General features: G+C 45.9%; 6 protein-coding genes and 1 pseudogene. 4 read left to right on the top strand and 3 right to left on the bottom strand.

The window, feature by feature from the left end:
• The first annotated feature begins 3 nt into the window (after nt 1–3).
• Complete coding sequence (locus tag C5Z26_RS05350) at nt 4–3600, top strand: PD-(D/E)XK nuclease family protein (protein ID WP_105448952.1); 3597 nt, start codon at nt 4–6, stop codon at nt 3598–3600.
• Nucleotides 3597–7334: a helicase-exonuclease AddAB subunit AddA gene (gene addA / locus C5Z26_RS05345; protein ID WP_105448951.1), complete on the top strand. Its 3738-nt coding sequence runs from the start codon at nt 3597–3599 to the stop codon at nt 7332–7334. Before C5Z26_RS05350 ends, addA begins: the two co-directional genes overlap by 4 nt.
• 113 nt (nt 7335–7447) lie before the next feature.
• Here addA and C5Z26_RS05340 read toward each other — a convergent pair whose 3' ends face one another.
• Nucleotides 7448–7966 carry a GNAT family N-acetyltransferase gene (locus C5Z26_RS05340; RefSeq protein ID WP_105448950.1) on the bottom strand — a complete coding sequence of 173 codons (519 nt, stop codon included), beginning with the start codon at nt 7964–7966 and terminating at the stop codon, nt 7448–7450.
• 141 nt (nt 7967–8107) lie between these two features.
• Here C5Z26_RS05340 and C5Z26_RS05335 point away from each other — a divergent pair, with 141 nt between their 5' ends.
• Complete coding sequence (locus tag C5Z26_RS05335) at nt 8108–8749, top strand: SDR family oxidoreductase (RefSeq protein WP_105448949.1); 642 nt, start codon at nt 8108–8110, stop codon at nt 8747–8749.
• 276 nt (nt 8750–9025) lie between these two features.
• Here C5Z26_RS05335 and dapA read toward each other — a convergent pair whose 3' ends face one another.
• Complete coding sequence (gene dapA, locus C5Z26_RS05330) at nt 9026–9907, bottom strand: 4-hydroxy-tetrahydrodipicolinate synthase (RefSeq protein ID WP_105448948.1); 882 nt, start codon at nt 9905–9907, stop codon at nt 9026–9028.
• Nucleotides 9908–9922: 15 nt separating this feature from the next.
• A pseudogene (locus C5Z26_RS05325) lies at nt 9923–11082 on the bottom strand (aminotransferase class I/II-fold pyridoxal phosphate-dependent enzyme).
• 100 nt (nt 11083–11182) lie between these two features.
• Between C5Z26_RS05325 and pdxR the strand changes: the two are divergent.
• Nucleotides 11183–12571 carry a MocR-like pyridoxine biosynthesis transcription factor PdxR gene (pdxR, locus tag C5Z26_RS05320; RefSeq protein ID WP_105448947.1) on the top strand — a complete coding sequence of 463 codons (1389 nt, stop codon included), beginning with the start codon at nt 11183–11185 and terminating at the stop codon, nt 12569–12571.
• Nucleotides 12572–12611: the final 40 nt, after the last annotated feature.

Genomic DNA, 12611 nt, shown 5'->3' with positions numbered 1-12611 from the left:
CTAGTGAGTTTACAATTCGTTTTAGGCCCAGCCAAGCAGGATCACCGGACAACGATGGTGGCTCAGTTAGTGGCCGCATTAAAGGCCCGACCGACTGATCAGTTCTTTTATTTGGTTCCCAATCATATCAAGTTTGAGACTGAAGTTGATGTTTTAAATCGCTTATCGCAAGCTTTTGCGCAGCCTGATTTATATGCGCAGACCCAAGTCCAAGTGTTTTCGTTTACCCGGTTAGCTTGGTATTTAATGAAAAATGAAGCGGCTTATCAGGTCCCACGGTTATCAGCTGCTGGAGTTAATATGCTGCTCTTTAAAATTTTGCGGGCGCATGCAACGGAATTGCAACTTTTCGGTGGGGAAAGTAACCAGACTGGTTTTGTGACCCAATTGGCAAAAGAAATTAATGAATTGCAGACGGCTAATTTAACACCTGAAGCAGTGGTTCAACTAGCTGAACAAGCACCGGCCGGAGATTTAAAAGCGAAGCTACATGATTTAGCCTTGATTTATGCTGACTTTACCACAGCTACTGCGGGTAAATATCTAAAAGCGGCGGATGTCTTAGCACAGCTGAATCACTACTTGCAACAACAGGATTTGACTGGAATGCATGTGTATGTCGAATTGGCCGGCTTTGCGCAATTACCGGCGCAGGAACAAGGTGTTATCACCACAATGCTGGATCGCGGTGCCGACGTGACTATCAGTCTAATGTTAGATCATGCACGAACCGATCAAGCCCCTGAAAATGGGCAATTGTTCTACCAAACTGGTCGGTTGTATTATCGACTATACCAGTATGCACGGATTCGGAAAATTCCGGTTTTGATGGATATTCAAGCCAAAACATGCCGAGTTAGTGCTGGGTTAGCTGCATTGGATGATTACTGGCGTGGTCAGCCGCAACCCATTACGCCACAAACCGCTAACAATTCAAACATTCACTTATTTCGGACGGATAGTCGGCAAACTGAATTAGCCCAGGTGGCCCGTCAGATTCGCCAATTAGTGGCGACTAAAGGTTATCATTATCGTGATTTTTTGGTATTGACTCGTCATTTGGATCGGTATCAGACGATGTTAGCACCGATTTTTCAAACGATGGCGATTCCATTTTTCGTAGATCTACAACGGTCAATGGCAGATCATCCCTTGGTCGAATTAATTGGGGCCTTATTTGATTTGGATGCCAAACATTATCAATATCAAGATGTCATGCGGATTTTGAAAACTGAATTACTTTTACCGATGGTGGACGGTCAACCGATGGACCGGCAAGCTTATCGGCAAGCTGTTGATTTGACGGAAAATTTTATTTTGAAGAGCGGGTATGCGGGCAATCGCTGGTTACAAAGCCAGGATTGGGAGTATTTCCAACTCACCGCTGGCGATGCTGGTGTTGAGACTGATAAGAATGCGGCAATTACAGCGCAAATTAATTTAATTCATCATTTTGTGGCCGAAATCTTCCCGCCATTCTTTAAAGCAATGGCGCAGGCCGTTGACGGGCGCGCAGCAGCAACGACCTTATTTAACTTTTTAAACCAACATGGGGTCGCCCAACAATTGATGGCGTGGCGTGATCAAGCGTTAGCACAACAAGCCGTAGCGACGGCCGCTGAACCTGAACAAACGTGGCAGACTTTTTGCCAGATGTTAGATGAGTTTGTGACAACGCTAGGGGCGGAACCTTTTGATAGCACGGACTTTTTAGCGTTATTGCAAGCCGGCTTTGAAGGGGCGAGTTACAGTCAAATCCCAGCGACCTTGGATCAAGTGCTGATTTCTGAAAGTGGAATGGTTCAAAGTCAACAACGACAGATCGTCTTTATGATTGGGGCCACTGACCTAGTGATGCCTGATCGTATTATGAGTAATGACCTGTTGAGTGATGTTGATAAATCAGCATTACAGCCAACTTTGGTCACAATTCCCGGTGAGCATTATTTAAGTGATACTGCCGTTATTCAATTAGGTGATGAACGATGCTTGAATTATTTAGCCTTTATGAATGCCCAACAAACACTATTCTTAAGTGCACCGTTAAAAGATGATCAGGAAACTGATTTGAATTTGTCTAATTATGTCAAACAGTTACAGCAACATTTTAAATTACCAGTGGTAACTTACTTGAGTGCGCCAGATCCAACGCAAACTAAAGTTGCCCCATTTATTGGGACCAAGCGGCGGACGTTAACGCACGTGATTCAAGTTTATCGAGAAGTTCTGACGGCGAATACTGATCGAAATCGAGTAGGCGCGCCCTTGCGACCAGCCCCCATTTGGGTCTGGTTACGGCGGCGCTTAACGCAAGATTCTCAGTTTGGGGCCTTGGCGCAGCAATTGCTGACGGGATTGAGTTATCATAATGTCCCCACACCATTGACGGCGGCCAGTGTCCAAGCGCTGTACGGTAATCAAATTTATACGTCAATTTCAAAGTTAGAAGAATTTTATCGCAATCAATATGCGTACTTTTTAAAGTATGGCTTAAAGTTGCGAGAACGTGATGTGTTTGAACTTTCAGCGGCTAGTACCGGTGAGTTCTTCCATGCGGTTTTGGATGGCTTCATTAAGGCGATTCGTGCGGATCACCTTGCATTAGCCAACGTTACCGATGGTCGTTTGGATCATTATTTAAATCAGGTTACCGCAACGGTATTAGCGCAACCGCAGTTTATGATTTTGGCAAGCTCGCAACGGATGGGCTATGTGCAACAACAGCTGATTAATACAGTACGACAAATGGCGGTGGCGATTCGTAATCAGAGCACATTTTCTGCCGCCCAACCGCAACAAACGGAGTTGTTGTTTGGCAATGTGGGCCAAACTAAAGGACTACGTGCCTTGGATTTTCAAGTGGATGCGACGCACAGTGTGCATGTCCGTGGCAAAATTGACCGTTTGGATCGGATTCAAGTGGCGGATCAAAGCTATTTAGGTATTGTGGACTATAAGTCTTCGACCCATCGCTTTGATTTTCAACAAGCTTATTATGGGTTAGCGATGCAAATGCTGACGTATTTAGATGCAGTCTTGGCTAATGAACAAGCGATTGTGGGTACCGATACGCCGGCGCCAGCTAAAGTGAAGTTGGCTGGTGCATTATATATGCATATTCAAAATCCGACGCTCAAACCTAGTGATGTGCAGTCGGGGTTTGAGGCCGCCGTACTAAAAGCGAACAAATATAAAGGCATTTTATTGGATGACCCGGACTTGTTAACGCAGTTGGATAGTGATTTACAACAGCAAAGTGGGGTCTCCAAAATTTATCCGTTTCGGCGTAAGACTTCTGGGGCTTATAATCACGCTAATACGCGGACGCCATCCTTAGTGACAGAAACGCAGTTAACGCAATTACTGGCGCATAATCAAGCATTGATTGTCGCTGCCGCACAAGCTATTTTTGCAGGTGCAGTTGCGTTGAATCCAGTACGATTGACCGATAAGACGACGGCATTACAATATTCGCCGTATTTATCAATCATGCAATTTGATGCGATGTTAGCTGAGAATAATTATCGAGACATGCCACCGTTGACTGCAGCTGAGGTGTTGCAACGGTTAGCGGACGAACAAGGAGGTCAGTCAAAATGACAGCATTTACAGCCAGTCAACAAGCGGCAATTACGCAACATGGCAACAACTTGTTGGTTTCAGCATCAGCGGGGTCTGGGAAGACGACTGTGCTAATTGAACGCATTATGCGCAAATTAGCCGCCGGGACGAATCTGGACCAATTATTAGTGGTCACATTTACGAATTTAGCTGCTAAACATATGAAACAAAAATTAGAACAACAATTGAATGCCCAAATCTCCAAGTTGTTAAAAACTGAAGCTGGTCAAGCGCAGACCTCCACGGCTGTACAACAATTACGGCAACAGTTGAATTTACTTGGTGTTGCTAATATTAGTACCCTAGATGCCTTTTGTTTGCGGCTGATTCAACGGTATTATTACGTCATTGATTTGGACCCAGTGTTCCGATTATTAACAGACAATACGGAAGGCCTCTTGATTCGTGACCAAGTTTGGGGCGCCGTCCGTGAAAAGTTATACGGCGATGATGGTGCCTTATTTGCCTTATTAACGGCCAATTTTTCGAATGATCGTAATGATGATGGCCTCAGTGCACTAATCATGCGGTTATTTGATTTTGCCCAATCAACGCCAGACCCGAATGCCTGGTTAACGGCATTGCCAGCCCGCTATAACTTGAATGCAGCCACAGTAACGACGGCTGATTATTATCAGACACAGTTGTTACCATTATTACAGACTGAAGTTCAGACGATGTTAACGACTAGTCAACAAGCCATTACGGTCGCTAAAGATGCAGCTTTGGAAGCCAAAACGATGACTGTTTTGCAACTAGTTCAGACACAATTAACGACTTTACAGGCAGCTTTAACCACGGCCAGTTGGAATGAGTTACGCGATCAATGTCAAACGTTAAAGGTCGGTCGTTTGAAGAAAACTTATAAAGACGATGAGCTAAGAACTACGGCGGCTGCCACTGTCGGGACTTTAGTTGATGGTATTAAGAAGCAATTGAAACAACTTAGTGACCGCTACTTTGCGGCGGATGAACAGCAGGTCTTGGATATTATGACCGGGGCAGCGGCGATTGTGACAGAACTCGTGCAGGCGACCCAACAATTTAAAACAGCCTTTGCAGCAGAAAAACGGCGGCGCCATGTGTTAGATTTTAGTGACTTAGAACATCTGGCACTCCAAATTTTAACGCAGGATAGCGACAGTGGGCGGGGCGCTTTAGCCCAACTACGGGCACAGTTTGAAGAAGTGATGGTGGATGAGTATCAAGATATTAATAGTCTGCAGGAGACGATTCTCCAGTTGATATCGCGACAAACACCAGGCAATATGTTTATGGTAGGGGATGTTAAGCAATCAATCTATCAATTTCGACTAGCCGATCCGTTACTATTTTTATCGAAATATCGCGACTATGGACAGCAACCGGCACATGGTGATCGCATTGTGTTAGCTGAGAATTTTCGGTCGGTTGAAAATGTGGATAACTTAACGAATCTTATTTTTAGTCAATTAATGGATGCACCGGTTGGCCAGATTGAATATGATGAAGCGGCTTATCTCAAGTATGGTCCGGAAGATTACCCTGCCGATTTACCACAGACGACGCATTTATTGCTCTATCAAACGGGGCAAGCCACGCCGGCAGTCACGCCGGATGTGGAGGCGGATTTTGCGATTGATGATCCTGCTGAAGGTAGTATTCGGATGGTGGCCCAAAAAATATTAGCGTTAAAAGCGATGGATCGCCCGATTTATGATCGAGCGACCAAAACGTATCGCCCATTTCGCTACAGTGACGCAGCGTTGCTAGTGCCAACCCGTAATCATAACTTAACGATTATTGATATTTTTAAGCAATTACAAGTCCCAATTGTGGTTAATGATGCGCAAAACTATTTTCAAACGACTGAAATTCGAATTATGATGGCTTTACTAAGTATTATTGATAATCCGTATCAGGATATTCCATTAGTGGCCGTTTTACGCTCACCTATCGTTGGCTTTGACGAAAATCAATTGGTTTATTTACGGATTCAAGATAAAACCAGCGATTATTTTCAGGCGTTACAAACGTTTTACACCGAGTATCCGCAACGTGACCATACGCAATACGGTGATGTGGTGTTTGCCAAGCTTGACCAGTTTATGACCCAATTGACTGAATTTCGCGATTTAGCTCGGCGGAATCAACTCGTTACGCTGATTTGGCGGATCTATGAACGGACCGGTTTTTTGGATTATGTTGGTGGTATGCCCGCCGGTAAACAACGACAAGCAAACTTAAATGCCTTGTATGAACGCGCGCATGCGTATGAAGCCGGGAGTTTTAAGGGCTTATTCCAGTTTGTGCGGTTCATCAAACGGATGCAAGCTAAGGATCAAGACTTGGCGTCAGCGGTGGCTGACACGGATACCGAAGCTGTTAGTGTAATGACGATTCATGGAAGTAAGGGCTTGGAATATCCAGTGGTCTTCATTATGGATCTCGATAAACAATTTAATCAGACTGATACACGGCAATCCGCTTTATTAGATCGGCAAGCGGGGATTGGGATTACTTATTTGGACCCTGAAACACGGGTCAAATATCCCACGCTACCAAGATTGGTCACACAACAAGTGGTTAGTCAGAAATTACGGGCTGAAGAGATGCGGAAATTATACGTGGCGATTACACGGGCCGAACAACAATTGTATCTGGTAGGAACCATTGACACAATTGAGGCTGCCACCAAGCAATGGCGGCGGGTTTTAGAGACACCTCAACGGGTATTAAATGCGCAAGCACGCATCACAGCAAAGAGTGACTTAGACTGGCTGGGAATGACACTAATTCGCCATCCAGATTTAAAAGATTATTGGGATGGGATGCAACCGGTTTATTCATTTGCGGATAATGAGACCCACGTCGCAATTGAATTGGCGGATTCGAAGACGTTTGCGACGACCGATACGCCGGCTGCAGTGGCGCAAGACACTAGTAGCGTAGATTTAGTAGAGGCGCAAGTCATGGACACGGTTCCGGCTGCCACGCAAACCGCTGTGGCTCAGCTCTTGGATTATCATTATCCAGATCAAGTTGCGACGGCGACGACGGCCTATCAGTCCGTTTCAGAAATTAAGCGGGTCTTCGAAGATCCGGATACCCCGCTGATGCAAGCCAATCCATTAGTCACGGCCCAGCCAATCACTAGTCGGTATGTGACGGATGATTTAGGGCAACCCGAGTTCTTACAAACGGCCCAGGCTCCGACTAGTGCTGAAGTGGGGAGTGCCACTCATTTGGTCTTGGAACAGTTACCGTTGACGCAACCGATAACTTTGACTGTGGTTACGACGACTATTGCTGATTTAGTGGCAAAGCAGGTCTTAACAGCGGCGGTGGCCGCCTTGGTATCACCAGCTGAAATTGTGGGCTTTTATGCCAGTTCGTTGGGCCAACAGATTTTAGCGGCACCGAAGAACGTACATCGCGAAGTGCCATTTTCATTATTGATGCCGACTTGGCGCTTATTTGATGAGTTTGAACAAACCGATGAGAATAAAATTCTGATTCATGGGATTATTGATGGGTATTTAGAAACGCCGGCTGGCTTGATTCTGTTTGATTACAAAACGGATCATGTGAAGCAACCAGCCGACTTAAGCAAACGCTATGCCGGGCAGGTTAACTTATATGCCAAGGCGTTAGAATCCATGTATCAACGGCCAGTGGTCCAAAAAGTCTTGTACGCATTGGCTAGTCAAACCATTGTGACGGTTCCAAATTAACTTAAAAAGGGATTTGGCAGCATTCATCATAGATATCAAAAATCAGCGGTCATTCAAAAAAGAATGACCGCTGATTTCAGGTTAATCGGTGCAAACAAATTGATTTTAGGTGGTTAAAGGTTAAGCTGATAAGCATTACGTTGATCGGTGACATCACCATCCATGACGACGACGCCTTGATACGTAAAGCCAGCTTTGAGAATCACGTGTTGCATCCGTTGATTTAAAGCGTGCGTGTCGACGCGTAATTGGCGAAAGCCAAGTTGGTGGCTCAAGGTGATGAGATTACTGAAATAAAAATCAGCCAAGTGTTGACCATGATAGGCGCCGGCAATCGCAATCCGATGAATTGATGTGTAAGGGGTCGTCGCTGCAAGCCATTGACCAGCTTGCATGTCCCGATAATTAGGGTCTGGGGTAGTAAGTAAGGCAGCGGTTCCTGCAATTTGACCATCAACGACTAGAAGCCAAGCCCGTTTAGCCGTAATATCCGCCTGAATATCAGCAGCAACGGGATAGCCATCCTGCCATTGTGGAATCTGATCGTTAGCGAGAACAGTCCGAGCTTGTTCAATAATGGCTAACATGGCGGGTAAATCCGCAATAGTGGCGGCACGAACGTATTTAAGCATCGCAGATAACTTCCTTCTTAATTGAGATGGCTTCTATTATAAGACTAATCTGAGACTGGAACAAATCCTGAAACATATTGATACCAAGTTAGTGATGATTAGCTTTATAATAAGAACTATTAATAATTGGGAGTGACGAATATGAAAGTATTTATAATTGGGGCTCATGGCCAAATTGGTAAGAAAATTGTTTCCAAGTTAGTGGCTCAGGGCGATCAAGTCTTTGCTGGGATTCGTAATCCTGATCAGGCTGAAGCTTTTGAAGATGCTGGTGCGCAACCAGTTAAGTTCGATTTATTAGCACAACCAGCCGAATTAGCGACCGCTTTTGCAGGGATGGATGCCGTGGTATTCGCAGCTGGTTCGGGTGGTAAAACTGGATATGATATGACCTTGATGATTGATTTAGATGGGGCCGTTAAGTCGATGCAAGCAGCCGAATTGGCTGGCGTGCAACGCTATCTGATTATTAGTGCTGAATTTGCAGCGGATCGTGAAAAATGGACTGCTAATTTGAAACCATATTACGTTGCTAAATACTATGCGGATGATTGGTTGAAAAATCGGACACAGCTTGATTATACGATTCTACAACCTGGGGGCTTAGTTAATGATGCTGGGACTGGTAAAGTGACGGTTAACCCTGGTGTCGGTGGCGAAATCACTCGCGATTATGTGGCGACATTTGCCGTTAAAGCCTTGGCAACGCCGGCGACGATTGGTCAAACAATTACGTTGATTAATGGTGATACCGAAATTACAACAGCTGTTAAAATGGCTTAAACCACCGGCTAAAACTAAATTTAAATCGAAAAAAAGCTTGGCATTTTCATGATGCCAGGCTTTTTTCGTACTGATTGCGTTACTGTTTGTGTTTCGAATGAGTCACAACTAACATTGTGCCCAACACACTAATCATGACTATGGCTATTAAACCTAAGGTGCCTCCTAGCCACATGAAGGGGAAGCCACCGAAATACCAACCGCCACACATGTTCTTCACCACTTTCTACGAACCATATTTAAGGCCATTATAACCGGTTTTTAAGTATTAAAGAATTATTCTGCCTTGCAGGTCAGTTGACTGGTCAAGGTTGCTTGCTGGCTAGGTGTTAGGGGCAGGATGGGTAACCGTGGCTGCCCAACGTCGCAGTGGCGGTGATTTAAAGCTGCTTTGACCGGTGCCGGTGAGGGAAAGCTGAACAGTGCCGCCATTTTAGGGAATAGCTGGCGTTGGCGTTGACCTGCCAGAGCAATCTGACCAGCATCTAAGGCCGAGAGCATTGCTGCCATTTCATCGCCAAACAGATGACTGGCGACGGAAATAACGCCATGGGCGCCGAGCAATTTAGCTGTAAGGGTCTGAGCGTCTTCGCCAGTATAAACGTAAAAATCACGTGGCGCTTGTTCAACGACGGTGGCCAATTCTTCTAAGGAAGTGCACTGCTTAACGCCAATAATATTTGGATGTTGTGCCAGCGTTAAGATGGTGTCAACTTGCATTTTAACGCCAACGCGACTGGGAATATTGTAAATCATCAGTGGCAACCCGCCACGGTCAGCGATAGCAGTGAAGTGGGCTAGCATTCCGGCTTGATCGGGTTTGTTATACGGTGGCACCACGACTAATGCTGCATCGATACCAACAATTTGGCTGGCTTGGCGCGTTAGCGCGATTGTGGCGGCGGTGTCATTTGATCCGGTGTTCGCCATTACTGGGACCCGCCCAGCGACGATTTGAGCGGTCGTTCGAAACAGGGTTAACTTTTCAGAATGAGTTAAGGTTGGCCCCTCACCAGTCGTGCCGCCAACGAGCAACCCATTGGTATGGTGAGCAAGCAAGGTCTCAATTAAGCGCTTTAAACGTGCATAGTCAAGCTGATTCTGGTCATCGAAGGGCGTGACCATCGCTGTCATTAAAGTTGCGGTTGTGAAATCCATGGTAAAAGCCTCCGTTTATAAATTTTGACGTTGGGCACACCAAGTTGCGAGCTGATTCATCTCTTGACGCAAGGCCGCTTCGCTAGCCGCATAGCTGATTCGAAACCAACCTTCGCCAGCGGCGCCGAAAGCGGATCCCGGAATAACAGCTACCTGTGCTTGTTCAGCTAACTGGGTCGCAAAGTCCCAGCTAGTTCCGTTATAGTCAGCGGGAATCTGCGCAAAAAGGTAAAAGGCACCAGCCGGATGGAGATAGTTAAGGCCAATTTCGTTTAGTCGCTGCATTAAGTAATCCCGCCGGTGCTGATAACTGGCCCGCATCTTGGGGCCATCGGCTAGGCCATTAGTGAGGGCCTCAATCCCTGCCATTTGCGTAATGGAACTTGCAGAAGTCACTAAGTATTGATGGGTCTTTTTCATTTCAGTCATGAGGGGCTGGGGGCCATAATGAAGCCTAGACGCCACCCGGTCATGGCATGTGATTTGGACAGGCCATTGATAGTAATGGTGCGTTCTGGGTATAGGGTTGCCAAAGCCACATGGGGTTGGTCGTAGGTGATTTCACTGTAAATCTCATCACTAATGACGAGTAAGCCAGCTTGACGAATAACCTTGACTAGCGCGGCTAATTCCGAGCGGGTGTAGGTGACCCCGGTCGGATTGGTCGGGTAGTTTAAAATAATGGCTTTCAAATGGTCTGAGTGATGGGCCTGAATGGTGGCGGCTAAGCCAGTTGGCGTCAACTTATAATTACTGGCAGTCGTGTCAATGGGAACGACGTGAGCTTGTGCCATTGCTAACAGGGGTTCATAGCTAGTATAGCAAGGCATCGGTAGTAAGACGCCATCACCAGGATTGAGCAGGGTCAGTAAACTCGTTGCCACCGCTTCAGTTGCGCCGACGGTTGCTAGAATTTCATTTGGTTGATAAATTAAGCCGTATTTTTCGTGAAAATAATGGCTAGCTGCCACTTGTAATGCTGGAAATCCCATTAATGGTGAATAATGGCTGCAGTCAGCTTGGATAGCACGGGTAGCTGCTTTTTTGATGTGGTCAGGCGTTGGTAAATTTGGTTCACCAACGGTTAATTTGATAATGTTTGGAATGGCGCTGATGGCCTCGTCGAAACGGCGGATACCAGAAACTTGGATGGTTTTTATAATGTGATTAGTCAATTAAATCAGCTTCCTCTCCTCAGGATTAATGCTTATAATAGAGAAAAATTGTATTGATTAAAATAGACACTTTTGACAAAAATGAAAGGACAGTTAGCTTATGCCACTAGATCGTCACTCAGCGACACCGTTGTATTTACAGCTCTATCACCAATTGCGGGCGAGTTACGTGCCCCAACAATCAGCCCATCAAAAGTTATGGTCGATTCGAAAACAAGCGCAAAATCTTGGTGTCTCAAAGACCACGGTCGAACAAGCCTATGACCAATTACTGGCAGAGGGGTATGTGTATACGGTACCTGGTAGTGGCTATTATTTTAATGATATTCGTCATTGGCCGACGACTGTTAAGCCGGTCGTGCCGACCCCGCCACGGCAAATTGCGCCACAACCCATTCAATTTGATTTTCGTTATGGGGTTACTGAAGTTTTAAAACCCAGTTGGAATAGCTGGAAACGAGCCGTCCGCTTGGCACTACAACAAACGGAACAGGCGCCCACCGAACTGTATCCAGATGCGCAGGGGTTATTAGCGTTACGCGAACAACTGGTGGTTTTTTTACGGCAAACGCGGGGGGTTCAATGTCAGGCTGATCAGATTGTCATTACTAATGGGCCTAAAACTGGACTTAGCTTATTGTTGAGTTTATTACCAGCCGGGACGGTGGGCATTGAAAATCCCGGTTATCGTGGTTTAGCAACCTTGATTGCTGGGGTTGGTCACCAAGCAGTACGCTTACCGGTCACCACTGCTGGTGTGGACTTAACCGCAATTAAAAAACAACAGCCACAGGTCGTCTATACAACGCCGTCCCACCAATTTCCCTTAGGCTATGCGTTACCGATTGCGCAACGTTTAGCTTTATTGCAATGGGCTGCCGCGCATCAGCGTTTAATTGTGGAGGACGATTATGATAATGAATATCGGTATGATGCCCAACCTTTGCCTGCCCTGCAATCATTAGCTACAGCAGATCAAGTGGCCTATTTAGGAACCTTTGCCAAAGGGATTGATCCGACTTCCCGTATGGGTTACGTAGTCTTACCAACGGCGTTGATGGCGACTTATCATCACCAGTATCAATACCGTTCCGCCATGGTTGCGGGATTATTACAACAAACGATGGTGAATTATTTTGAAAGTGGGGCCTACTATCGTCATTTGAGCCGTAGTCGGGCCTTGAATCGCCAAAAATATCAGCGGGTGTGTCAATTGTTAGCGGCCACTGCCTTAATTGTGCCGATTGAAACAGGGGCTGGCCTACACTTAGTTGTTCAGATTCCAAATTTAGACCAAGCACAACTCTTAACCGCCTTAGCCACCGCTGGTATTCGGATTTATCCGTTGGATTCGAATTGGGTTGATATGCCTAGTCACGACTATTATTTATTAGGTTTTACGGCGTTGACGTTAGCGGAATTGACCGTCGCAATTCCGAAGTTGATTGCAGTTTGCCAGCAGTTGATGGCTGTCAAGACGACCAAATAAAAAAGTCCCGCTGAGAATTTTTCTCAGTGGGACTTTGATT

This window comes from Lactobacillus sp. CBA3606, assembly GCF_002970935.1.
Lineage (GTDB): Bacteria > Bacillota > Bacilli > Lactobacillales > Lactobacillaceae > Lactiplantibacillus.
Note: the sequence above shows the minus strand (reverse complement) of the source record. Positions and strands in the feature narration are given on the sequence as shown.

What these genes read in the sequence shown, in the direction of transcription:
- addA (WP_105448951.1), top strand. Translation starts at nt 3,597, where the DNA reads ATGACAGCATTTACAGCCAGTCAACAAGCGGCAATTACGCAACATGGC.
- C5Z26_RS05340 (WP_105448950.1), bottom strand. Translation starts at nt 7,966, where the DNA reads ATGCTTAAATACGTTCGTGCCGCCACTATTGCGGATTTACCCGCCATG.
- C5Z26_RS05335 (WP_105448949.1), top strand. Translation starts at nt 8,108, where the DNA reads ATGAAAGTATTTATAATTGGGGCTCATGGCCAAATTGGTAAGAAAATT.
- dapA (WP_105448948.1), bottom strand. Translation starts at nt 9,907, where the DNA reads ATGGATTTCACAACCGCAACTTTAATGACAGCGATGGTCACGCCCTTC.
- pdxR (WP_105448947.1), top strand. Translation starts at nt 11,183, where the DNA reads ATGCCACTAGATCGTCACTCAGCGACACCGTTGTATTTACAGCTCTAT.